This is a genomic window from Kitasatospora sp. NPDC032150, from assembly GCF_055579945.1.
Map to the genome: position 1 here is coordinate 186,019 of NZ_JBVIMH010000011.1, position 23,788 is coordinate 209,806.

Consider the following 23,788-nt stretch of genomic DNA (forward strand, 5'->3'; position numbering starts at 1 on the left):
CGCCCGTGTCCCCGGCCGTGAGTAGTCTCAGGAGGCTCGTCCGGGCGGGACCGTCCGGACGCGTTCGGACACGACCAGGGGGAGACGAGATGTCCGTGACCGAGCCGACTGCCGAGGCGGTCTTCGCGTTCGAGCGGCTGCACCACGTCCAACTGGACATCCCGGCCGGCAGCGAGGACGTCTGCCGGGAGTTCTGGGCCGGGGTGCTCGGGATGGCCGAGGTCGAGAAGCCACCGGTGCTGGCGGCGCGCGGCGGCTGCTGGTTCCGGGGCGGCGGGGTCGAGGTGCACCTCGGAGTGGTGGCCGAGTTCGCCCCGTCCCGCAAGGGCCACCCGGGCATCCTGGTCCGTTCGCTGGACGACCTGGCCGCCCGACTGCAGGCACACGGCCACCCGGTGGTCTGGGACGGCGACTTCCCCGGCTACCGGCGCTTCCACTCCGCCGACGGGCTGGGCAACCGGCTGGAATTCCTGGAGCCGGCCGCGGAGCCCGACGGCGCCGGGGAGGCCTGAGCCACCGGGGCCGGGCCCGTATCCCGTTCGCGCCCGGACCCCGTTCGGCTGGCCCTTAGACTGGGAGATCGGCCCCTACGGTGCCATTCCACTCCTCCAAGCCCACGGGACTGCGCTTCATGTCGCTCACGATCGGAATCGTCGGCCTGCCCAACGTCGGCAAGTCGACTCTTTTCAACGCCCTGACCAAGAACGACGTGCTGGCGGCCAACTACCCGTTCGCCACCATCGAGCCCAACGTGGGCGTCGTCGGCGTCCCGGACTCCCGGCTGGCCAAGCTGGCCGAGATCTTCGGCTCGCAGCGGATCCTCCCGGCGACGGTGGACTTCGTGGACATCGCGGGCATCGTGCGCGGCGCGAGCGAGGGCGAGGGCCTGGGCAACAAGTTCCTCGCCAACATCCGTGAGGCGAACGCCATCTGCCAGGTCGTCCGGGCCTTCACCGACCCGGACGTGGTGCACGTGGACGGCAAGGTCTCGCCCAAGGACGACATCGAGACCATCCACACCGAGCTGATCCTCGCCGACCTGCAGACCATCGAGAAGGTGCTGCCCCGGCTGCAGAAGGAGGCCCGGCTCAAGAAGGACACTGCGCCGGTGCTCGCCGCCGCCGAGGCGGCCCAGGCGGTCCTGGAGAGCGGCAAGACCCTCTTCGAGGCAGGCTTCGACACGGCCCCGATCCGTGACCTCCACCTGCTGACCGCCAAGCCCTTCCTCTACGTCTTCAACGTGGACGAGGAGGAGCTGGCCGACGAGGACTTCAAGAACGCCCAGCGCGAGCTGGTCGCCCCGGCCGAGGCGATCTTCCTCAACGCCAAGATCGAGTCCGAGCTGATCGAGCTGGACGACGACGAGGCCCTGGAACTCCTCCAGTCCATGGGCCAGGACGAGCCGGGCCTCGCCACCCTGGCCCGGGTCGGCTTCAACACCCTCGGCCTGCAGACCTACCTGACCGCCGGTCCCAAGGAAACCCGCGCCTGGACCATCAAGAAGGGCGCCACCGCCCCCGAGGCGGCCGGTGTGATCCACACCGACTTCCAGAAGGGCTTCATCAAGGCCGAGGTCATCTCCTTCGCCGACCTGGTCGAGACCGGCTCCATCGCCGAGGCCCGTGCCAAGGGCAAGGCCCGGATCGAGGGCAAGGAGTACGTCATGCAGGACGGCGACGTGGTGGAGTTCCGCTTCAACGTGTGACGTTCCGCCAGGTCGAACCGACCCGCCTCCGAGGCGGGTCGGACGGCCGAGCCCGGGCGAATCGCCGGAGAATCCTTCGCGGTCCGCAGACAGTCCGCAGGACACCCGATTTGCGACCGTCGCGGGTCATCGCTAGTCAGCCAAGAAGTCCCTGGTCAGAAGCATGATCAGCGTCCCGTCGCAGGTCAGGATCGGCTGTCGATCATTGCGTTTCAACGTCTGATCCGTCACGGTCGAACGCCGAAGGGGCCCGGTCCGCACGGTCCGGGCCCCCTCGGGCTCCCGGGGCGGGTCAGCGCACCTGGACGGACTTGGTGTCGGTGACGTGGCTGACGAACGGGCGGCCGCCCTGCGGGACGCAGTAGAACACCCCGCGAGGTGCCACTTCGGCACCCCGGCCGCGGTTCGTGACCGGGATTCCGGTGCGGGTGCGGGTGCGGATGTGGCTGAAGGGGACCTGATCGCTGCCGATCCGGCCCCCCTCAACCCCCTTGCGCGTCAGCGCACGTGGACGACCTTGACGTCCGTGGTGCGGTCGACGAACGGGTGGCCGCCCTTCGCGCCGTCGTATCCGTAGAGAACCCCGCGGAGCTGGATGGTTGCACGGTGGCGGGCCTTGATCTTCACGTCGACCGTGGCGTCGTGCAGCGGAAGCACGGTCATGGGGCCGCACTTGACGGTGCGCCAGGCGCCCGACTTGCCGGAGCGCTCCTGCACGCAGAGCCTGGCGTCCGTGGCGCCGTCGTCGGTGGCCCGCCCCTTGATGTGGATGACCTGGCCGACGCTCACCTTGCTGGGCGCGCTGAGCTCCGCGGCGCCCTTGGCGAGTGCGGGTGTGGCCGCGGCCGCGATCACGGCGGTGCCGATCGCACCGACCGCGGCGAGGCGTGCCGCACTCCGCTTCAGACCGTTCTTCATCGAGCATTCCCCCTGATGGTCCGGCTGTTCGAACGATGAGCAGGCCACAGTGTCAGCCGCCCTGGCAAACCGCCTGCTAGAAGCCGGTGTCGTAGGTGTAGAACTTGGTGTGGTCGAGCATGTCGGCCGGAGAGACGTTGTTCCACGGCTTCATGGTTTCGTTGAGATCGACCACATCGGCGGTGTTGCCGGTCGGCAGGTAGCTCTGGTCGCGGTGGCGGGTCTGCCACTCCGCCCACAGCTTGTCGATGAAACAGTGGTGCAGCCAGAAGGCCGGGTCGTTGGGGGACATGCCGGTGGCCATGTGGCCGCCGATCCAGACGTGCACCCGGTTGTGCAGGTTGACGCCGCGCCAGCCTTCCAGGTGGTTGCGGAAACCGTCGGAGGAGCTGTTCCACGGGGCCATGTCGTAGGTGGACATGGCGAGCACGGACTCCGCCTCGGCCTTGGTCGGCAGCGCGGCGACGGCCGAACCCAGGCTGCGGCGAAGGTAGTTGCGGCTGTCGGGGCGGACCGTGAGGGTCCACTTGCCGCCGCTGTAGGCGAACGGGCCGGTGGTGACCTGGCCGTCGCTGCTGCGGCCGTTGCCGCCGAGGAAGTCCGGGCCCCAGATCGAGGAGGTGGTGGTGCGGTCGGCCGTCCAGTCCCAGTAGGGCAGGTTGACGGCCGGGTTGATGCTCTGCAGGTCCTGCTCGAACTGGAGCAGGAACCTGCGGTGCCAGGGCAGGAAGGACGGCGAGCGGTGCCCGACCCGTTCGCCGTTGTCGCTGTCACTGATGATGAAGGTGTTGTGGGTGCTGACGTAGGAGTCGTAGCGCCCGAGGCGCTTGAGCTCCAGGACGGCGTCGACGAAGTCGCGCTTCTCCTTGGCCGTCAGGGTCGCCTGGTTCTTGCGGACTGCCATGAGAGTTCCTCTTGGGTGGGTGCGGTCAGGGGCCGGTCGGTCGCTCGACCGCTCAGCTGAGCGGGAGCAGCTCGGCGCCCTGGAGATCGATCACGGCGGCGCGGGCGAGCGAACGCGGGGTGGCGTGGGTCTGGTAGTGGTTCACCACGCTGATCCAGGTGCCGTCGGCGTTCTGCATGACGTGCAGTTCCTCACCGTCGATCAGGACCTGGTAGCCGCTGCCGTGATGGCCGCTGTGACCGCTGCCGTGGCCCCCGTCGAGCCTTCGACCCTGGAGCCGTCGGCCCTGGTACACCTCGTCGAACTCGTCCCCGGCACCCGGGTCGGCGGCGACGGCGGACTGCCTGGAGGGCCCGGTGAACCCGATCACGGCGGTGCCGGCGGCCGCGGCGAGCGCGACACCCGCGCCCTGCAGCATCCGGCGCCGGGTCAGGTCGGACGAGTGGTGGCCCTCGCGCGAGGAGCCGTTCGAGGGTGTGGCGCTGTTTTCGGACATGGCTGAGTAACCCCCCTGGGTTGTGTGCCTGGATGACGGATCGACAGCCTGACGGGTGGTTCTAAGGCGTTTTCCAAGGTCGATCCGCAGGCTCATGCTTACAGCCGGAGGTGGAGCGCCGGAACGGCCGATCGGCGGGGGTCGGGCGGTTGTCCATATTTCCGGACATGCCTCGCCGAAAGTTCCATTCTGTACCAGTCAAGGACTTCTCTGTACGCACCGACCGGAGGAGCGTTTCAGTGGAGATTCTTCACAGGATCTGCCAGTTGGCAGAAGATCCTTCATCAACTATGCGCGTCCTGTGACCGGCCTTACGGTTCCAGGATGGCGTGATGCCGTAGGTTCAGATGATTCGAAAGGGCGTCTCGACCCCCGGGAGTGATGCTCACGGCACGGGTCGTGCCGATGCGTACGATCCAGCCGGCATCGAAGGCGTGGCGGCAGAGGGCGGCCCCGACCGTCCCGGCGAGGTGCGGCCGGCGTTCGGTGAAGTCGAGGCAGGGGCGGACGGCCGGCCGCTTGGAGTTCTCGGGCAGGGCGATGCCGAGGGCGTCCAGCCACTCGGCGCCCTCGGCGGTCAGGGCCGGACCGCGCCGCCAGTCCAGCAGGCCCCGCTCGGCCATGGTCTCGGTGATGGCGACCCCGAGCAGCCCGGCCAGGTGGTCGTAGCAGGTGCGGGCCCGTGCCATGGCGCTGCGCCGGGTGGCGGCGGAGAGCGTCCGGGGCGGTGTCGCGAGCCGGCCGGGTGCCAACGCCGAGAGGTGCTCGACCAGTTCGGCGGCCTCCGGCCCCGCCAGCCGCACGTACCGGTGACGGCCCTGGCGCTCCTCGACGAGCAGGCCGCCCTCGGTGAGGAGGTTGAGGTGGGCGGTCGTGGTGGAGGCGGCGATCCCGGCGTGGCGGGCGAGCTCGGTGGCCGTCCATGCCCTGCCGTCCAGCAGTGCCAGGCAGAACACGGCTCTGGTGGCATCCGCCAGCAGCCCGGCCAGTGCGGCCACCGCCTGCCCCTCGGCCCGCACCTCGTCGACCGCCGCCCCGTGCTCCCGCACATTCCGCTTCACGCCCCAAGGGTGCACCCGCGACGCTTCGGCAGGTATCGAAACGTCCGGCGCCTACGTTCGCCGCCGTGGCCCTCTCGGCCACCGGCACCGCCGGACACCTGGCCATCGCGCCGAGCATCCTGCACTTCGGTACGCCCGTCGTCCTGCTCTCGACCGAGAACGAGGACGGTTCCTTAGCTCCCGGTCCCAGACGGCGGCTCTTCGGGGGCGCAGGCCGTAGCGCGAGCCCCGGCGCCCGGGGCCGGCGCCCGGGCGCCGCCCGGCGGACGGCCCTCAGCCGATCAGATGCGCGTTGACCGCGCGGGCCGCCCCGGCCAGCTCCGGCAGTTCCTCCACCGTCACTCCCGCACCGGTGAGCAGCGCCGTCCCCTGGCAGGCGGTGACGAAGAGGTCGGGCTCCCGCCAGGCGACCACGACCCGGGGGATACCCGCCGTGATGATCAGCTGGGCACAGGTGCGCGGCCGGGAGGCGCGCTGCCCGCAGGGCTCCAGCGAGCTGTAGATGGTGGCCGTGCGCAGCCGGGGGTCCCCGGCGGGCAGCTTGGCGAGCGCCGCCTCCTCGGCGTGGTTGTGGGAGTCGAGCTCCCGGCTGTAGCCCTCGCTGAGGACCGCGCCGTCGGCGCCCACGATCACCGCGCCGACCGAGAACGCGGTCCGGGACGGCGGGCAGAGCCGGGAGAGCTCGACGGCGCGGCCGAGCCACCGCAGATCCTCGGACGTGGTCACGGGCTGGTCTCCTTGGGGGCGTACCGGAGCAGGACGACATCGCCAACCGTACGCGCCTCGATCAGCCGCATCCGCCGGGTGGGGCCGCCGGGGTAGTCGGCCGGACCGGCGAAGCGGGGTGCGCCGGCCTGGCCGACCAACAACGGGGCGATGGCGAGCTGCAGTTCGTCGGCGAGCCCCTGGGCGAGGAACTGGGTGTGCACGCTGCCGCCGCCCTCGACCATCAGCCGCTCGACGCCGCGCGCCCCCAGGTCGTCCAGTACGGCGCCGAGGTCCACCTCCGTGCCGAGGCCGACCACCTCGGCCAGCGGGGCGAGCCGGGCGCGCAGCCCGGGCGCCGCCGCGCTCGTGGTGTACGCGAGCTTGGCGCCGCCGGTGTGCCAGAACGCGAGGCCGGTGTCGAGTGTCCCGCTCGCGCTGAGGGTGACCTTGAGCGGGTACTCGGGCTTGCCCACCGCGACCCGGGACGCCCGCCGGGCGGCCGAGTTGACCAGCAGCCGGGGGTTGTCACGGCGCAGGGTGTTGCCTCCGACCAGGATGGCGTCGCAGCCGGCCCGCTCCTCGTCCACCCGGTCGAAGTCGGCCGGGTTGGAGAGCAGCAGGCGGTCGGGCGAGGCGTCGTCGAGGAAGCCGTCGACGGACATCGCGGCGCTCAGCAGGACGTACGGGCGGCGTGCGGCCACGGGCGGTCCGTTTCTCTCCGGGGGTGTTCAAGGGGAAACGGTACGGCCGGGGCGCCGCCTCGCGCCCGCGTCCCGCGGACCGCTACGCAGCTCTGGGCGGGAGGGGCAGGGGGAGGGCGGGCAGGCCGTCGATGCTGGTGCCGACGTACTCCTTGCTCTCGCAGTACGCGCGGAACTCCTCGTCCTGTCGGCGCTCGAAGTACTGCGCGTGCAGTTCGCGGTCGCCCCGGTAGTCCATCAGCGGCACCGCGAAGCCGCAGGAGTCGCTCACCCGCTCGGCGTGCACCAGCACGATCGCGCGCAGTCCGGCCCCGTCCGCGGACGGATCGAAGTGCGCCAGCAGCTCCCCGAAGCGCGGGTCGTCACGGAACACGGCCTCACCGCGCCCGTGCACCCGCACCACCGTGGGCGGGCCGGTGAAGGCGCACCACATCAGGGTGATCCGCCCGTTCTCCCGGAGGTGGGCGATGGTCTCGGCGTGGCTGCCGCCGAAGTCCAGGTAGGCCAGGGTCAGTTCGTCCAGCACAGCGAGCGTGCCGGAGCGGCCCTTGGGTGAGAGGTTGACGTGTCCGTCCCCGGCCAGCGGGGCGGTGGCGGTGAAGAAGACCGGCTGACTCTCGATGAATGTCCGCAGGCGGCCCTCAATGCGTTCATAGGTCTTTCCCATGCCTCGATTGTGGGAGGGCGTCCCGGTCGAGTGAAGCCGTCCGGTCGATCGTCTTGAGGGCTGAGACCCGAATTCTTGCTTCGCGAGACGTGGAATGCCCTCGCCGGCGTCGTCGGCGCGAGCTGGCAAGTGTCCGGCGTGTTACCGGAGCTGATGTCGGATCAGGCCCTGTCGGGATGTCGGCCGAGGGCTGCCGGGTACCCCGGTCGGGTTCACCCGGTTGCTGCCCGGTACGGCTTTCGGGTGGCCCGGGCCGAGCCCCTGGACCGTGCGAGCGCGGGCACCCGCGGCCCCATGCGGCGGCGTGCGGCATCCCGTGCGCTCCCCGGCGGCTGCCGATCGCATTACCTGGTGTTAACCGGGCCCGTATCCGCCGGTAGCAGTGCCCCCGTAGCGTCCGTAACCGCACCACGCCCGGCCCGTCCCCCACCGGGCCGGGCCCCGTGCGGCCGGACGGGCTAGCGTGCGGGTATGGGGGCGTACCGGGTGATGCGGCAGGACGACAACGGCAACCGCTTCGTGGTTGCCGCGGGCCCCGGGCGGGCGGAGGCCGAGGCGCCGGCGGCGGAGTTCGAGGCCCGCGGCCACAAGCAGCTGTACTGGACCGAGCCCGAGCCCGCATAGGGTCTGGGACATGGAGAACCGGATCGTCGTCGGCGGAGCCCTCATCCACCAGGGCCGGGTACTGGCCGCCCGGCGCAGCGCGCCGCCCGAGGTGGCGGGTTACTGGGAGTTCCCGGGCGGCAAGGCCGAGCCGGGGGAGAGCCCGGCGCAGGCGCTGGAGCGCGAACTGCACGAGGAACTCGGCGTGCGCGCCCGCGCGCTGCGCCAGCTGCCGGGTCGCTGGCCGATCCGACCCGGGCTGGAACTGCGCATCTGGGCCGCCGAGTTGCTCTCCGGCGACCCGCAGCCGCTGGAGGACCACTCCGAGCTGCGCTGGCTCGGCCCGGGCGAGCTCGCCGACGTGGACTGGCTGGAACACGACCGCGAGGTCCTCCCGCACGTCGCCCGGCTGCTCGGCCAGGCCTGACCTCGCCGGACGAGGCAGGCAGGCCCGGTGCGTCGATCGGGAAGCGCACCCGACGGCCCGGGATACGCTGGCAACGTGGCGGGTGTGTCACCGTTCGGCAGCATTCGTCACCACAGGTGAGGTGAAATCCAGCCATCCCGTACCCGGTGGTCCGCCGAGGTGCGTAGCCCGAGAGCCGGAGGACCCGTCCGTGTCGAGTACGGCCAGCGGCGGGGGAGCACGGCAAGGCCAGGGGCTCCCCCGGCGTGTGCGCCCGGCGAATCCGGTGACGGGGAGCGGGGGTACGGGCCGCGGGCTCGGAAGCGCCGCCGCGCGCGCCAGGCTGCGCCGGCGGATGCCGTCCGCCGCACCACAGGTGTACTCGCCGACGGCTCCGGGGGCGGCCCGCCGCTGGGCGGCCGCTCCGGGGGCGCCGGGGGCGCCGGTCTCGCGCGGCATCCCCGCCGCGCCGTTCCCGGGCTCCGGCGTCGTGCCGGTCGGGACCGGCCGGCACACCCGGGGCAGCCTGTTCGACGTGGTGAAGGTGGCCGTCGCGATCCTGGACACCTCGGGCCGGGTGGTGCTGTGGAGCCCGGCCGCCGAGGAACTGCTCGGCTGGCCGAGCGAACTGCTGGTGGGCCGCCGGATCGACGACCTGGTCGGCGGCGGGTGCGCGGGCGAGCGCACCCACGAGGCGATCCGGGACACCCTGCACAACGGCAGCTGGCACGGGCTGACCGAGCTGCGCCACCGGCAGGGCGGTCTGGTCGCGGTCGAGGCCCGCATCTCCCTGCTGGTGGACGGGGACGGTACGCCGTTCCTGCAGGCGGCGCTCACGGACGCGGCGACGCTCCAGGCCGTCGAGCGTGATCTCGCGGTGCGGGACGCGCTGTTCGAACAGTCCCCGCTCGGCATCGCCGTCCTCGACACCGACCTGCGCTACACCGCCGTCAACCGGACCCTCGCCGAGATGAACGGCGTCGCCGCCGAGGAGCACGTGGGCCGCACCACCGGCGAGACCCTGCCCGAGCGCGCCGCCGACGAGATCACCACCATCCAGCGGCAGGTGCTGGCCACCGGCGAACCGGTGGTCGACGTCACCCTTGCCGCGCCGGGCCCCGCCCGGGCGGGCTACCGGTCGATCTCGTACAGCCGGATGACGGACCGCTCCGGCCGGGTGCTCGGCATCTCGGGCACGGTGATGGACGTGACCGAGCGCTACCGGGCGGTCTCCAAGGTCGAGCACGCCCGGCGCAGGCTCTCGCTGCTCAACGAGTTCGGCTCCAGGGTCGGCGACCTGTTGGACGCGTCGAGGATCGCCCAGGAACTGGCCGGCGCGGTGGTGCCCAGGCTGGCCGACTACTCCGCGGTGATCCTGCTCCAGGCGGTGGCGCACGGCGACGACCTGCCCAGGCACGGCCACGACCGGCGGACCTCGCTGCTCCAGCTCGGCACCGCCTCGGTCCAGGACGGCCCGGAGGTCGAGACGATGCTCCGCCGGGGCGCCCGGATCACCTTCGCCGAGGACTCCGCCTTCGGCCGGGTGCTGCGCAGCGGCGTTCCCGAACTGCTCACCGGACCGGACGAGCTGAGCGACCTCACCTACCCCAACGACCCCAAGGTGCAGGCGGCGCACGACCTGGGCGTGCACTCGCGCCTGGTGGTACCGCTGCGCGCCCGGGGCATCGTTATCGGCCTGCTGGTGGTCAGCCGCGCGGGCTACCGGGAGGGCTTCGACCGGGACGACCTGGCCTTCACCGTCGAACTCGCCGACCGGGCGGGCAGCTCGCTGGACAACGCCCGCCTCTACGCGCGCGAGCGCACCGCCGCGCTCACCCTGCAGCGCACCCTGCTGCCCCAGCAGGTCCCGCAGCCCGCCGGGATCGAGGTCGCCTACCGGTACGTGCCGGGCAGCAGCGGCACCGAGGTGGGCGGCGACTGGTTCGACGTCATCCCGCTGCCGGGCGAGCGCACGGCACTGGTGGTCGGCGACGTGATGGGCCACGGCCTGCGGGCCGCGGCCACGATGGGCCGGCTGCGCACCGCGGTACGGACCCTGGCCGGACTCGACCTGCCGCCCGAGGTGCTGCTGCGGCACGTCAACGAGCTGGCCGACGACCTGGCCCAGGGCCCGGACGAGGCGCTGCTGGCCACCTGCGTGTACGCGGTCTTCGATCCGGCGACCGGGCGGCTGATCGCCACCAAGGCGGGCCACATCCCGCCGGTCCTGGTCGTGCCCGGGGCAGGGGCCGAGAACGGCGGCCGGAGCGGCAGCCCGCTGCCGGGCGGTGCCGGGCAGGTGGTGGACCTGCCGTCCGGTGCGCCGCTCGGGGTGGGCGGCGTCCCGTTCGAGTCGATCGAGCTGGAGATCCCCGAGGGCAGTCTGCTCGCGCTGTGCACGGACGGTCTGGTGGAGTCCAGGGACAAGGACTTGGACGTCGGCCTCGGCCGGCTGATCAGCGTGCTGGAACAGCCGTACCCGTCGATCCACCAGGCGTGCGAGGCGGTGCTGGCCACCATGGAGCACGGCCAGGAGCCGGACGACGTCGCGCTGCTGCTGGCCCGGCTCGGCCGGGGCCGGGCCGGCACGCCGACGGCCGGCTGGACGCTGCCCGCGGAGCCGACCGCGGTCTCCCGGGCCCGCCGCCTGGTGCGCGGCACACTGGCCGACTGGTCCGTGGAGGAACTCACGGACACCGCCGAACTGCTGGTCAGCGAACTGGTGACCAACTCCGTCCGGTACGCCAGCGCCCCGATCGGGGTCCGGCTGACCCTGGGCGACTCCCTGCTGGTGGAGATCTCCGACCCGATGCCCGATCCGCCGCGCGAGCGCCACGCGGCCGAGGCCGACGAGGGCGGCCGGGGTCTCGAACTGGTGGGCCGCCTCGCGTTGCGCTGGGGTACCCGGGCCGAGGGGATGGGAAAAGTGGTCTGGTTCGAGCTGGCAACGGTCGGTTCCGATCAGGGGCGGACATTCCGATAGTCGGATGTTCGCTGTGGCCATTGAGCGTTCATCAATGCGGCGGTTTCCACCGCAACTCGGCATGGTCTCGTCAGATCTGACCGTCATTCAGGTCCGATAAGCTCAATGCGCTTGACCCCCGGTGTGCCGATTCGGCCGAGCCGTCCGGTTCGAACAGTCGGTGCCGGGTATGGAGCCGGAGCGGGGCCGGCCTTGATTCGATGTTGTGATGTCCAGGGCGTGTGCGCTCGCCCCCGGATGATGAATACTCGGTTTCTCGACATCCGGATGGCCACGGGTTGGAGGGGTCGGTCCGTTGAACAGCATCCCGGCGCCGAACGCGCCGAGCAGCGGCAGCAGTCCTGCCGTGCTCGGGCAGCTCGGTGTCTCGATTGACCGGGGTAGGGACCGCAGCGCGCCCGGCAGCTGGGGGCACACCCAGCCGGGCTCCATCTACGACTTCGTCAGAGTCGCCACCTTCGCGATCGGCCCGGACGGGCGGATCAGCCAGTGGAGCGGCCGGGCCGCCGAGTTCTTCGGCGTCCCCCCAGCCGAAGCGGTGGGCGCCGACCCGATCACCACCTTCGTCCCCCGCGAGCACTGGCAGCGCGGCCGCGCCCGGCTGGAGCGCATCCTGGGCGGCGAGGAGTGGGTGGGCACCGCGCCCTACCGGGACGCCGACGGCACCGAGGGCCTGGCCGAGGTCTACGCGATGCCCGACGCCGTGCCGGACGCACCACCCGGCGCCGGCACTCCCTGCGCCCCCGGTGCCACCTGCCTCGCGGTGGACCTCGGACGGCTGCGCCGGCTCGAGACCGACCTGGCCGCCTCCGAGGCCGTCTTCGGGCAGACCCCCACCGGCTTCTTCCTCTTCGACAACGACCTGCGCCTCCAGCGGGTCAACGACGCCTTCGCCGCCGGTGTCGGCCTGTCGCCCGCCGAACTCCAGGGCCTCACCCCCTACGACCTCTTCCTGCCGGGGGAGGCCGAGCGGCTGCTGGTCGCGCTGCGCAAGGTGCTCGACGGCGGCGGCCCGATCGTCGACCTGCGCATCACCGGAGCCGTCCCGCGCACCGCAAGCGCCCCCGCGCCCGGCCGCCGCGACGGCGGCCGCCGCTGGGCGATCTCGCTCTACCGCCTCACCGGCACGGCCGGACACCCGATGGGCGTGGCCGGCCAGGTGATGGACGTCACCAGCCGCCACGTCGCCGAACGCGAGGCCGCCGGGGTCCGCCGCAGCCTCGCCCTGCTGAACGAGGCCAGCAGCCACATCGGCTCCACCCTCGACCTGGAGACCACCGCCAAGGAACTGCTCGACGTGATCGTCCCGCAGTTCTGCGACCTGGCCACCGTCGACCTCTACACCGCGCTGCTCACCGGCGACTCCGGACCGATCTCCGGCCGGTCCGGGCTCTCCGACGGATGCGGCGAACTGCGCCGGGTCGCCGTCTCCAGCGTGGTCGGCGGGGCCTCCAGCGTGCTGGGCGCCGAAGGGACGGTTGCGGTCGCCGAGGCCGGCGGCACCCTCTGCTACCCCCGCCGCTCCCCGCACGCCCGCGCGCTGCGCACCGGCCGCAGCGTCGTCCCCCAGCCGGGTCCCGACCCGCTGCTGCGCTCCACCCTGGTGGTCCCGCTGGTCGCCCGCGACCAGGTGCTCGGCCTGGTCCAGCTCTCCCGCGCGATAGGTAGCGAGCCCTTCGACGCCCGCGACGTCGCCATCGCCGAGGAGCTGGTCGCCCGCGCCGCCGTCTGCGTCGACAACGCCCGGCTCTACCGCCGCGAGCACGAACGCGCCCTGCTGCTCCAGCGCAGCCTGCTGCCCCCCGGGAACCCGGCCGCCACCGGCCTGGAGATCGCCCGCCGCTACCTGCCCAGCAACAACACCGAGGTCGGCGGCGACTGGTTCGACGTCATCCCGCTGCCCGGCAGCCGCACCGCCCTGGTGATCGGCGACGTGATGGGCCGCGGCCTGCAGGCCGCCGTCGCGATGGGCCAGCTCCGGACGGCGGTGCGCACCCTCGCCATGCTCGACCTCGACCCCGCCGAGGTGCTCGCCGCACTGGACGAGATCGCCCGTGGCCTCGGCGGCGACAGCGACCGAGCGGGGGAGGAGTCCACCGAGCTCTACCTCGCCACCTGTGTTTACGCCGTGTACGACGCGGTCAAGCAGCGCTGCACCTTCGCCAACGCCGGCCATCTGCCGCCCGTCCTGCTCAGCCCGGGTGAGCCGGCCAGGATGCTGGACGTCCCGCCCGGCCTGCCGCTCGGCGTCGGCGGCGAGCCCTTCGAGGAGGTCTGGGTCGACCTGCCGGACGGCGCGGTGCTCGGCCTCTACACCGACGGTCTGGTGGAGTCCCGCAAACACCAGCTGGACGAGGGTCTGCGGGCCTTCCGCACCGCGCTGACGGGCGGCTCCAAGGAACTGGAGAAACTCTGCGACGAGGTGCTGGACGAGCTGATCCCGCACCACGGCGAGGACGACATCGCGCTGCTGATGGCCAAGGTGCAGAGCCTGCCGGAGGACGCGGTGGGCGACTGGAAGCTGCCGGCCGAGCTGACCAGCGTCGGCAGGGCCCGGGACCTCGCCTGCGGCTGGCTGCTCACCCGGGGTCTGGACGAACTGGTGGACACCACCGAGCTGCTGGTCAGCGAGCTGGTCACCAACGCGCTGCGGCACGGCCGGGGAGAGATCCGGCTGCGGCTGCTCCGGGACCGCACGATGGTCTGCGAGGTCTGGGACGACGGCTACGCCCAGCCGCGGCAGCGGCGGGCCCAGGAGACCGACGAGGGCGGCCGCGGGCTGCAGCTGGTCAGCCTGCTGGCCGAGCGCTGGGGGAGCCGCCGGACGCCCAACGGCAAGATCGTCTGGTTCGAGCTGGCCCTGTAGGGGCGCGGCGGGGCCCGCGCCCCGGCGGCGATGCCGGCCCTGTGCCGGGTAGGCCGGGAGGGTGCTTTCGGACGGCCGGCCGCCGTGTCGGGCGGTGCGGGGCGGGCCGGTGGCCTTCAGTGGTGGTCGGCCCTGAATCCTCGGATCAACTGACCATCCGCCGGAGAAGTGCATGCGCGTCCCCCAGGTCACCGCCGCCGCCCTCGCCCTGATGATGAGCACCGCACTGGCCGGCTGCTCCGAGGACAGCGCCCCGCCGCCGCCCACCGCCGCCGACCTCGCCCGGGTGGACCGGGCCGCCCTCCGCGAGGGCGGCACCCTGCGCTGGGCCGTGGACTCCGTCCCGGCGACCCTGAACGTCTTCCAGCCCGAGGCGACCGCCGACTCACAGCTGATCGCCCGGGCCCTGCTGCCCAGCCTGTTCCGGCTGGACGAGCACGCCCGTCCCGCCGCCGACCCCGACTACCTGGTCTCCGCGCAGTCCACCAAGCCCGGGCAGGCTCCGCAGGTCGTCACCTACCGGCTCAACCCCAAGGCGGTCTGGAGCGACGGCACCCCGATCTCGGCGGCGGACTTCACCGCTCAGTGGCGCGCCCTCTCCGGCGCCGACCCGGCCTTCCACAGCGACCACCCGGACGGGTACGCCGCGATCCAGTCCATCGCACAGGGCGCGGACGCCCATGAGGTCAAGGTCACCTTCAAGCAGCCGTACGGCGCCTGGCGCGCCCTGTTCAGCCCGCTCTACCCGGCCGCGTCGACCAGCTCCGCGGACGTCTTCAACCGGCCGCTCACCACCGAGGCGCTGCGGGTCTCGGCCGGGCCGTTCACGGCGCGCTCGTACGACCAGCAGGCCGGGAAGGCGGCACTGATCCGCAACCCCCGGTGGTGGGGCAACACCGCGAAGGCCGAGGAGATCGACTTCCTGGCCACCCCGGCCGAGGCCCGCCTGGACGCCCTGAACCAGGGCAGGCTGGACATCGCCCCGCTCACCTCCGCCATCGACTACGCACTGACGAACCGGTCCGCCGCCGGTCCGCCGGCAGCCCCGGCCAGTGGGTCGGCGACCGACGCGTCCGTCTCCGGGAAGCCCTCCGGCTCGGCGGCGTCCCCGCACAGCTCCAGCCCCTCCGCCTCCGGCAGCCCCTCCGCCTCCGGCGACGGCACCACCAGCGCCTCCGCGTCCTCGCCCACGTCGACCACGAAGCAGAACCCGGCCGCGCCGCTGGCCGCCGCGGCCCTGGTCGACGCCTCCGACCAGGCGCTGCGCCGGGCCGAGTCGCTGCCCGGGCTGACCCTGCACCGGGCCGCCTCGCCCGCGTTCACCCAGCTCACCCTGAACGCCGCCAGGGCTCCGCTCGGCGACACCGCCGTCCGGCAGGCGGTCGCCCTGGCGGTGGACCGGCAGCGGATCGCCAAGGCGGCGCTCGGCCCGCTCGGCCTGCCGGCCACCCCGCTCGGCAACCATCTGCTGATGGCTGACCAGGACGGGTACCAGGACAACAGCGCCGCGGCCGGGGACGAGGACACCACTGCGGCCAAGCTTCTGGACAAGGCGGGCTGGAAGCAGGCCGCGACCGGCCGCGCCAAGGACGGCAAGCAGCTGCTCCTCACCCTGCTGATCCCGGACGGCTCCGCCACCGCCCGGCGGACCGCCGACGCGCTCACCGCCAACCTGGCGGAGGCGGGGATCACCCTGCGCACCCAGGCGGTGCCCGCCGCGGAGTTCGTCAAGGAGCACCTGGCCACCGGCGACTACGACCTGGCGCTCTTCTCCTGGCCCGTCACCGGCTTCCCCGGCGCCGAGGAGCACGCGCTCTACGCCAAGCCCCGGCCGGGCGCCGACGGCATCCCGGCGATCGGACGCAACTACGCCAGGATCGGCACCGAGGAGATCGACCGGCTGTTCGACCGGGCCACCCACGAGCTCGACCTCGGCGCGCAGCGCAAGCTGCTCCAGCAGGCCGACGCCCGGATCTGGCAGCTCGCCCACTCCGTCCCGCTCTACCAGCGGCCCGACCTGGTCGCGGTCCGTGACACCGTGGCCAACGCCGGCGCGTACGGCTTCGCCGGACCCCGCTTCCAGGACCTGGGCTTCCGCAGCGCCGGTTGAGCGGCACCGGCACGCACGGCGGCTCCCGGCCGTGCACGGCCGGTTCTGATCATCTTCCGGCGCCCGTTTCGGATTCGTTGGGTGGTTCCCCGTACCATAGGAGGAAGCCGTGGCATGTCATCGTGCCCGGCGGGTGGACCGGTAGTAGCAGGCGGAACGGGCGGCGGCGATCAACAGGGATCGCAGGTCGCCCACGGCGAAGACGCTGATCGACGCTGTACGCAGCCGGGCGCCGTAACCCACGATTCCGGGAGAATCCGCTAGGCATGCCCACGCGCAACGACATCCGTAACGTCGCCATCGTCGCTCACGTCGACCACGGCAAGACCACCCTGGTCGACGCCATGCTGAAGCAGGCCGGCGCCTTCGCCGCCCACCAGCAGCTCGACGACCGGATGATGGACTCGAACGACCTGGAGCGCGAGAAGGGCATCACCATTCTCGCGAAGAACACCGCGGTCAAGTACCACCCCAAGGACGGTGGCGCTCCGATCACCATCAACATCATCGACACCCCGGGCCACGCCGACTTCGGTGGCGAGGTCGAGCGCGGTCTGTCGATGGTGGACGCGGTGGTGCTGCTGGTGGACGCCTCCGAGGGCCCGCTGCCGCAGACCCGCTTCGTGCTCCGCAAGGCCCTGAACGCCAAACTGCCGGTCATCCTGTGCATCAACAAGACGGACCGTCCGGACTCCCGGATCGACGAGGTCATCAACGAGACCTACGACCTGTTCCTGGACCTGGACGCGGACGAGGACCAGATCGAGTTCCCGATCGTCTACGCCTGCGCCCGTGACGGCGTGGCCTCGCTGACCAAGCCGGAGAACGGCACCGTCCCGGCGGACAGCGACAACCTGGAGCCGTTCTTCTCCACCATCCTGGAGACCGTTCCGGCCCCGACCTACGACGAGGACGCCCCGCTCCAGGCGCACGTCACCAACCTGGACGCCGACAACTTCCTCGGCCGTATCGCGCTGCTCCGCGTCGAGCAGGGCTACCTGAAGAAGGGGCAGACCGTCGCCTGGATCAAGCGCGACGGCTCGGTCCAGAACGTCCGGATCTCCGAGCTGCTGATGACCGAGGCGCTCACCCGCAAGCCCGCCGAGCAGGCCGGGCCCGGCGACATCTGCGCCGTCGCCGGCATCTCGGACATCATGATCGGCGAGACCCTGGCCGACCCGGAGAACCCGGTCGCGCTGCCGCTGATCACGGTGGACGAGCCGGCCATCTCGATGACCATCGGCACCAACACCTCGCCGCTGGTCGGCAAGGGCGGCTCCGGCAAGGGCGCGGACGCCAAGTCCGGCGGCAAGGTCGACCGCAAGGTCACCGCCCGCCAGGTGAAGGACCGGCTGGACCGCGAGCTGATCGGTAACGTCTCGCTGCGCGTCCTGGACACCGACCGCCCGGACGCCTGGGAGGTGCAGGGCCGCGGTGAGCTGGCGCTGGCCATCCTGATCGAGACCATGCGCCGCGAGGGCTTCGAGCTGACCGTCGGCAAGCCGCAGGTGGTCACCCGGGAGATCAACGGCAAGACCCACGAGCCGGTCGAGCGCCTGACCGTGGACGTGCCCGAGGAGCACATGGGCGCCGTCACCCAGCTCATGGGCATCCGCAAGGGCCGCATGGACAACATGTCCAACCACGGCTCCGGCTGGGTGCGGATGGAGTTCGTCGTCCCGTCCCGCGGTCTGATCGGCTTCCGTACGGAGTTCCTGACCAGCACCCGCGGCACCGGCATCGCGCACTCGATCCACGAGGGCTACGAGCCGTGGTTCGGCACCCTGACCACCCGCAACAACGGTTCGCTGGTCGCCGACCGCTCCGGCGTGGTCACCGCCTTCGCGATGACCAACCTGCAGGAGCGAGGTGTGCTCTTCTGCGAGCCGGGTACCGAGGTGTACGAGGGCATGATCGTCGGTGAGAACTCGCGCTCCGACGACATGGACGTCAACATCACCAAGGAGAAGAAGCTCACCAACATGCGGTCCTCGACCGCCGATGTGGCCGAGTCGATCGTCCCGCCGCGCAAGCTCTCGCTGGAGCAGTCGCTGGAGTTCTGCCGCGAGGACGAGTGCATCGAGGTGACCCCGGAGACCGTGCGGATCCGCAAGGTGGTGCTGGACCAGAAGGAGCGTGGCCGCACCGCCTCGCGTGCCAAGAAGGGCTGACACGCTTCGGTAGTACCCGAAGGGCCGGTTGGTCTCCCCCCTCTGCGGAGGGGGGAGACCAACCGGCCCTTTTCACTCTCCGCAGTCGACACGGGTGGCCGGAAGATCATCTAGATGTCCGGTTATCGTATGTAACCGACCGTTATTCAAAGCAACTGTCCGTTTCATGCCTGTCTGGGTATGTCTTAAATGTCCGTTTTTTAAAATCAATGCAACTTTCATGTGACCAAATTGAAATGCGTAACGGTCACTTAAGTATCCGAGCGTGGTCGATAGTGGGTGCAGTCGAGCTCGGGTCAAGGGTTACGCGCAGGGGTGCGCGCCGAAACCTCGAGCGAGGAAGCATTGCCGGGGTGTGGTCGGACCTCTGGTCGGCCGGCTCCCGTGATGCTCTCCACGTTTGGATCACGGATACAGGAGGCACACCCATGCGCGGTGCCAGCCAGGCCAAGTGGGTCGTCACGGCTGTCGCGGTCGCCCTTGCCGCTACCGCTTGCGGCAGCAGCGGCGGTTCGTCGAGCAGCGGCGAGGCCGACAGCAGCGGCATGTTCAGCTACCAGAGCAGCGAGCCGCAGCACCCGCTCCAGCCGGCGAATGCCATGGAGGTCGGCGGCGGCCGCATCGTCAAGAACCTGTTCCGCGGGCTGGTCGACTACGACCCGGCCACCGGCAAGCTGCGCAACCAGGTCGCCGACAAGGTCGAGACCACCGACTCGCAGCACTGGACCGTGACCCTGAAGTCGGGTTGGACCTTCCACGACGGCACCCCGGTGACCTCGCAGTCCTTCGTGGACGCCTGGAACTGGTCCGCGAACACCAAGAACAACCAGACCAACAGCAACTGGTTCTCCGACATCGTCGGTTACGCGGACGTCCACCCGGACAAGGACAAGGGCGCCCCGACCTCGGACAAGATGTCCGGCCTGAAGGTCGTGGACGACACCCACTTCACCATCGACCTGACCGCCCCGGTCTCGTACTTCGAGTACAAGCTGGGCTACACGGCCTTCTCGCCGCTGCCGAAGGTGTTCTTCACCAACCCGGACAAGTACGGCGAGTCCCCGATCGGTGACGGCCCCTACAAGTTCGTCTCGTGGGAGCACAACAAGGCCGTCACCCTGGCCGCCTACGACAAGTACGCGGGCCAGGACAAGCCGAAGAACGGCGGCATCGTCTTCAAGAACTACACCCAGGCCGAGGCCGCCTACAAGGACCTGGTGTCGGACAACCTGGACGTGCTGGACCAGGTTGACCCGACCGACCTGGCCTCGTACAAGAACGACCTGGGCGACCGCGCCGTCGACCAGCCGATGGGTGGCATCACCTCCATCGCCTTCGCGATGTACCAGGACGCCTGGAAGGGCGACGACAAGGCGAAGGTCCGTCAGGGCCTGTCCATGGCGATCGACCGGGACACCATCACCAAGACGGTGCTGCAGGGTTCGCGCATGCCGGCCGACAGCTGGGTCGCCCCGGGTGTCGCCGGTTACAAGAAGGGCGCCTGCGGTGAGGCCTGCACCTTCAACCCGGCCAAGGCCAAGGAGCTGATCGCGGCCGGCGGCGGTGTCCCGAACAACAAGGTGACGATCCTCTACAACGCCGATGGCGGTCACAAGGAGTGGGTCGACGCGGTCTGCAACTCGATCCGTCAGAACACCGGCGTGGAGTGCGTCGGCGACCCGAAGCCGGACTTCAAGACCGCCCGTGACCTGATCGACGGCCACAAGGTCGACAGCATCATGCGCTCGGCCTGGCAGCAGGACTACCCGCTGAACGCCAACTTCCTGCGCGACATCTACGGCACCGGCGCCTCCGCCAACGACTCGCTGTACTCCAGCCCGGAGTTCGACCAGCTGTCGAAGGCCGCCGACGCCGCCACCTCGATCGACAAGACCACCGACCTCTACAGCCAGGCCGAGGCCGTTCTGGCCAAGGACATGCCGTCCATCCCGCTGTGGTACTACAAGGTCAACTCCGGCTACTCGAACAAGGTTCAGAACGTCAAGTTCGACTCCTTCGGCGACCCGGTGTTCACCGAGGTCGAGCTCAAGAAGTAAGCAGGCCGGTACCACCAGGCCCGCCAGGGCTGCCATCGGCGCAGCCCGGGACCAGCAGCAGGCGTAACGGGCCGGTGTCGACCCCTCCCCCGAGAAGGGCGGGGGTCGACACCGGCCGCTTCCGCGCCGACCACGCAATGGAGGCATGATGGGGCGCTTTGTCGCGAGGCGACTGCTCCAGATGATCCCGGTGTTCATAGGTACGACCGCACTGATCTTCTTCATGGTGCATGTCCTACCGGGTGACCAGGTCCGTGCGATGTGGGGAGACAAGCAGCCGGATCCGGCTCAGCTGGCCTCACTCAAGCACAAGTTCCACCTGGATCTGCCGCTCTGGCAGCAGTACGTGGAGTACATGAAGGGCCTCTTCACGGGGGACTTCGGTGAGACCCTGTCGGGCCGGAAGGTCATCGACGTGATCTCCGAAGCCATGCCGGTGACCGTCCGTCTGGCCCTGATGGCCTTCGCCATCGAGATCGTCTTCGGTGTCGCGATCGGCCTGCTGTCCGGGCTCAAGCGCGGCAAGTTCGCGGACAAGAGCACCCTGGTGGTCACCCTGATCCTGATCTCCATTCCGGTGCCGGTGCTCGGTTTCGTCTTCCAGACGGTCTTCGGCATCGACCTGAAGTGGGTCAAGCCCACCGTCCAGGACTCCATGGACCTGCAGCAGCTGCTGCTGCCGGCCATCGTGCTGGGCTCGCTCTCGCTGGCCTACGTGGCCCGGCTGACCCGTACCTCCATCGTGGAGAACATCCGTGCCGACTACATCCGCACCGCGGTGGCAAAGGGCCTGCCGCGCCGGAAGGTGATCGTCACCCACCTGCTGCGCAACTCGATGATCCCCGTCATCACCTTCCTCGGTACCGACCTCGGTGCCCTGATGGGCGGCGCGATCGTCACCGAGGGCATCTTCAACGTCAAGGGTGTCGGCAACGCGCTCTACCACGCGATCAACCAGAAGGAAGGAGCGACGGTCACCGGGTTCGTGGTCGTCCTCGTGATCGTCTACCTCGCCGCCAGCCTGATCGTGGACCTGCTGTACGCGGTCCTGGACCCGAGGATCCGGTATGCCTGACCTGACCGACAAGAAGTCCCCCACCGAGCAGGCCGAGGGCGTCGCCGTCGCGGCGGCCGCCAAGCCGGAGAAGGCCCGCAGCCTCGGCTCGGACGCCTGGGAGGACCTGCGCCGCCGTCCGATCTTCCTCATCTCCGCGGCACTGATCCTGGTGTTGATCGTGATGAGCATCGCCCCGGGCCTGTTCACCTCGGTGGACCCGCGGGCCGGCGACCTGACGCACGACTACCTGAGGGCGCCGAACTACAGCCACTTCTTCCAGGGCGACTGGTTCGGCTACGACATCCAGGGCCGCTCCATCTACGCCCGGGTGATCTACGGCGCCCGCGCCTCGATCGTGGTCGGCATCTGCGTCACCGCAGCCGTGACCATCGTCGGTGGTCTGATCGGCATGCTGGCGGGCTACTTCGGCGGCTTGGTGGACACCCTGCTCTCCCGGCTGACCGACGTCTTCTTCGGCATCCCGCTGCTGCTCGGCTGCCTGGTCGTGCTGAACGCCTTCACCGAGCGCACGGTGTGGAGCGTGGTCTTCGCGCTGACCTCGATCGGCTGGACCCAGATGGCCCGCGTGATGCGCGGATCGGTGATCACCGTCAAGCAGGCCGACTACGTCACCGCCGCCAAGGCGCTCGGCGCCGGCACCGCTCGGATCCTGTTCAAGCACGTGCTGCCGAACGCGATCGCGCCGGTGATCGTGGTGGCCACCATCGCACTCGGTGGTTACATCGCGACCGAGGCGACGCTGAGCTTCCTCGGCATCGGCCTCCAGGACCCGACGATCTCGTGGGGTATCGACATCGACTCGGCCCAGAAGGCGATCCGGCAGGCGCCGTTCGCGCTGTTCTTCCCGGCCGGCATGCTCAGCCTCACCGTGCTGGCGTTCATCATGCTCGGTGACGCGGTCCGCGACGCCCTCGACCCGAAGCTGCGCTGAGAGAGGCGGAACGCACCATGACCACCGTCATTGAGACGACCGACGGCCAGGAGCGCCTGGTCCCCGGCACCCCGTTGCTCGAAGTCCGCGACCTGCACGTGGAGTTCGTGACCCGGGACGGCATCGCCAAGGCCGTCAACGGCGTCAACTACTCCGTCGCGGCCGGCGAGACGCTGGCCGTGCTCGGTGAGTCCGGCTCCGGCAAGTCGGTGACCGCGCAGACCATCATGGGCATCCTGGACATGCCCCCGGGCCGGGTCACCGCCGGTGAGATCCTCTTCCGGGGCCAGGACATGCTCAAGATGTCCAAGGAGGAGCAGCGCAGGCTGCGCGGCCGGAAGATCGCGATGATCTTCCAGGACGCGCTCTCCGCGCTCAACCCCGTGCTGAGCGTGGGCTACCAGCTCGGCGAGATGTTCCGGGTGCACCAGGGCGCCTCCCGCAAGGAGGCCAAGGCCAAGGCCATCGAGCTGATGGACAAGGTCCGCATCCCCGCCGCCGCCCAGCGGGTGAACGACTACCCGCACCAGTTCTCGGGCGGCATGCGTCAGCGCATCATGATCGCGATGGCGCTGGCCCTGGAGCCGGACCTGATCATCGCCGACGAGCCCACCACCGCCCTGGACGTCACCGTCCAGGCCCAGGTGATGGACCTGCTGGCGGAGCTCCAGGCCGAGTACCACATGGGCCTGATCCTGATCACCCACGACCTCGGCGTGGTCGCGGACGTGGCCGACAAGATCGCGGTGATGTACGCGGGCCGGATCGTGGAGACCGCGCCGGTGCACGAGCTGTACGCGCGCCCGGCGCACCCGTACACCAAGGGGCTGCTGAAGTCGATCCCGCGCCTGGACCAGAAGGGCCAGGAGCTGTACGCGATCAAGGGCCTGCCGCCGAACCTGCTCAAGGTCCCGGCCGGCTGCGCGTTCAACCCGCGCTGCGAGGCGGCCACCGACCTCTGCCGTACCGAGATCCCGGCGCTGCACCCGGTCACCGACAAGGACGGCGCCGAGCTGGCCGGCCGCCGCAGCGCCTGCCACTTCTGGAAGGAGACCCTCCATGGCTGAGCCGATCCTGGAGGTCAAGAACCTGGTCAAGCACTACCCGCTGACCCAGGGCGTCCTCTTCAAGAAGCAGATCGGCGCGGTCAAGGCCGTCGACGGCATCTCCTTCGAGCTGCACAAGGGCGAGACCCTGGGCATCGTCGGTGAGTCGGGCTGCGGGAAGTCGACGCTGGCCAAGGTGCTGATGAACCTTGAGCGCGCCACCGCGGGTGAGGTGCTGTTCAAGGGCGAGGACATCTCCAAGCTCTCCGGTGCCGCCCTCAAGGCGGTGCGGCGGAACATCCAGATGGTGTTCCAGGACCCGTACACGTCGTTGAACCCGCGGATGACGGTGGGTGACATCATCGGGGAGCCGTTCG

The 23,788-nt window shown here is 70.5% G+C and carries 20 protein-coding genes and 1 pseudogene; 14 read left to right on the forward strand and 7 right to left on the reverse strand.

Going from position 1 to position 23,788, the window contains the following annotated elements:
- Positions 1-95: 95 nt before the first annotated feature.
- Both ACZ5ON_RS15880 and ychF read left to right on the forward strand, forming a co-directional pair.
- Positions 96-512 (forward strand): VOC family protein, encoded by a 417-nt coding sequence (locus ACZ5ON_RS15880; RefSeq protein WP_465591726.1) that lies wholly within the window; start codon positions 96-98, stop codon positions 510-512.
- Positions 513-631: 119 nt separating this feature from the next.
- The gene (gene ychF, locus ACZ5ON_RS15885) at positions 632-1,705 is read left to right on the forward strand and encodes a redox-regulated ATPase YchF (protein WP_465591729.1); all 1,074 of its coding nucleotides are present in this window, start codon (positions 632-634) and stop codon (positions 1,703-1,705) included.
- A gap of 498 nt (positions 1,706-2,203) precedes the next feature.
- Here ychF and ACZ5ON_RS15890 read toward each other — a convergent pair whose 3' ends face one another.
- From ACZ5ON_RS15890 to ACZ5ON_RS15905, 4 genes are all read right to left on the reverse strand, one after another.
- Positions 2,204-2,623 (reverse strand): hypothetical protein, encoded by a 420-nt coding sequence (locus tag ACZ5ON_RS15890; RefSeq protein WP_465591732.1) that lies wholly within the window; start codon positions 2,621-2,623, stop codon positions 2,204-2,206.
- A 76-nt stretch (positions 2,624-2,699) separates the two neighbouring features.
- Positions 2,700-3,527, reverse strand: a complete 828-nt coding sequence (gene melC2 / locus ACZ5ON_RS15895; protein WP_465591735.1) for a tyrosinase MelC2 — start codon at positions 3,525-3,527, stop codon at positions 2,700-2,702.
- A 52-nt stretch (positions 3,528-3,579) separates the two neighbouring features.
- Positions 3,580-4,023, reverse strand: coding sequence for an apotyrosinase chaperone MelC1 (melC1, locus tag ACZ5ON_RS15900; RefSeq protein WP_465591738.1), 444 nt, complete (start codon positions 4,021-4,023; stop codon positions 3,580-3,582).
- Between the two features lie 311 nt (positions 4,024-4,334).
- On the reverse strand, positions 4,335-5,084 hold the full coding sequence (locus tag ACZ5ON_RS15905; protein WP_465591740.1) for an ArsR/SmtB family transcription factor: 750 nt from the start codon (positions 5,082-5,084) through the stop codon (positions 4,335-4,337).
- A 65-nt stretch (positions 5,085-5,149) separates the two neighbouring features.
- On the opposite strand from ACZ5ON_RS15905, the pseudogene ACZ5ON_RS15910 reads away from it, so the two are divergent.
- A pseudogene (locus ACZ5ON_RS15910) lies at positions 5,150-5,266 on the forward strand (flavin reductase family protein); the annotation flags it as partial.
- A 91-nt stretch (positions 5,267-5,357) separates the two neighbouring features.
- Here ACZ5ON_RS15910 and ACZ5ON_RS15915 read toward each other — a convergent pair.
- The 3 genes from ACZ5ON_RS15915 to ACZ5ON_RS15925 all read right to left on the reverse strand — a co-directional run bounded on the left by ACZ5ON_RS15915 (position 5,358) and on the right by ACZ5ON_RS15925 (position 7,160).
- Positions 5,358-5,810 carry a cytidine/deoxycytidylate deaminase family protein gene (locus ACZ5ON_RS15915; RefSeq protein WP_465591743.1) on the reverse strand — a complete coding sequence of 151 codons (453 nt, stop codon included), beginning with the start codon at positions 5,808-5,810 and terminating at the stop codon, positions 5,358-5,360.
- Positions 5,807-6,493: a RibD family protein gene (locus ACZ5ON_RS15920; RefSeq protein ID WP_465591748.1), complete on the reverse strand. Its 687-nt coding sequence runs from the start codon at positions 6,491-6,493 to the stop codon at positions 5,807-5,809. The genes ACZ5ON_RS15915 and ACZ5ON_RS15920 overlap by 4 nt, the downstream gene beginning before the upstream one ends.
- A gap of 82 nt (positions 6,494-6,575) precedes the next feature.
- The gene (locus ACZ5ON_RS15925; RefSeq protein ID WP_465591751.1) at positions 6,576-7,160 is read right to left on the reverse strand and encodes a pyridoxamine 5'-phosphate oxidase family protein; all 585 of its coding nucleotides are present in this window, start codon (positions 7,158-7,160) and stop codon (positions 6,576-6,578) included.
- Positions 7,161-7,631: 471 nt separating this feature from the next.
- Here ACZ5ON_RS15925 and ACZ5ON_RS15930 point away from each other — a divergent pair, with 471 nt between their 5' ends.
- From ACZ5ON_RS15930 to ACZ5ON_RS15980, 11 genes are all read left to right on the forward strand, one after another.
- Complete coding sequence (locus ACZ5ON_RS15930) at positions 7,632-7,784, forward strand: hypothetical protein (RefSeq protein ID WP_465591754.1); 153 nt, start codon at positions 7,632-7,634, stop codon at positions 7,782-7,784.
- 10 nt (positions 7,785-7,794) lie between these two features.
- The gene (locus ACZ5ON_RS15935; protein WP_465591758.1) at positions 7,795-8,190 is read left to right on the forward strand and encodes a (deoxy)nucleoside triphosphate pyrophosphohydrolase; all 396 of its coding nucleotides are present in this window, start codon (positions 7,795-7,797) and stop codon (positions 8,188-8,190) included.
- Positions 8,191-8,524: 334 nt separating this feature from the next.
- Entirely contained in the window at positions 8,525-11,152 is a 2,628-nt protein-coding gene (locus tag ACZ5ON_RS15940) for a SpoIIE family protein phosphatase (protein WP_465591761.1), read from the forward strand.
- Positions 11,153-11,447: 295 nt separating this feature from the next.
- On the forward strand, positions 11,448-14,018 hold the full coding sequence (locus tag ACZ5ON_RS15945) for a SpoIIE family protein phosphatase (protein WP_465591764.1): 2,571 nt from the start codon (positions 11,448-11,450) through the stop codon (positions 14,016-14,018).
- A gap of 172 nt (positions 14,019-14,190) precedes the next feature.
- A complete protein-coding gene (locus ACZ5ON_RS15950; protein WP_465591767.1) occupies positions 14,191-16,128 on the forward strand; it encodes an ABC transporter family substrate-binding protein in 1,938 nt (645 codons plus the stop codon).
- 266 nt (positions 16,129-16,394) lie between these two features.
- Positions 16,395-18,299, forward strand: coding sequence for a translational GTPase TypA (gene typA, locus ACZ5ON_RS15955; protein ID WP_465591770.1), 1,905 nt, complete (start codon positions 16,395-16,397; stop codon positions 18,297-18,299).
- A gap of 428 nt (positions 18,300-18,727) precedes the next feature.
- Positions 18,728-20,356 (forward strand): peptide ABC transporter substrate-binding protein, encoded by a 1,629-nt coding sequence (locus ACZ5ON_RS15960; protein WP_465591773.1) that lies wholly within the window; start codon positions 18,728-18,730, stop codon positions 20,354-20,356.
- Between the two features lie 148 nt (positions 20,357-20,504).
- A complete protein-coding gene (locus tag ACZ5ON_RS15965) occupies positions 20,505-21,431 on the forward strand; it encodes an ABC transporter permease (protein WP_465591778.1) in 927 nt (308 codons plus the stop codon).
- The gene (locus ACZ5ON_RS15970) at positions 21,424-22,365 is read left to right on the forward strand and encodes an ABC transporter permease (RefSeq protein ID WP_465591781.1); all 942 of its coding nucleotides are present in this window, start codon (positions 21,424-21,426) and stop codon (positions 22,363-22,365) included. Before ACZ5ON_RS15965 ends, ACZ5ON_RS15970 begins: the two co-directional genes overlap by 8 nt.
- A gap of 17 nt (positions 22,366-22,382) precedes the next feature.
- Entirely contained in the window at positions 22,383-23,432 is a 1,050-nt protein-coding gene (locus ACZ5ON_RS15975) for an ABC transporter ATP-binding protein (protein WP_344638624.1), read from the forward strand.
- Positions 23,425-23,788: ATP-binding cassette domain-containing protein (locus tag ACZ5ON_RS15980; protein WP_465591785.1), on the forward strand; the 364-nt coding region annotated here is incomplete at its 3' end. The genes ACZ5ON_RS15975 and ACZ5ON_RS15980, both read left to right, overlap by 8 nt.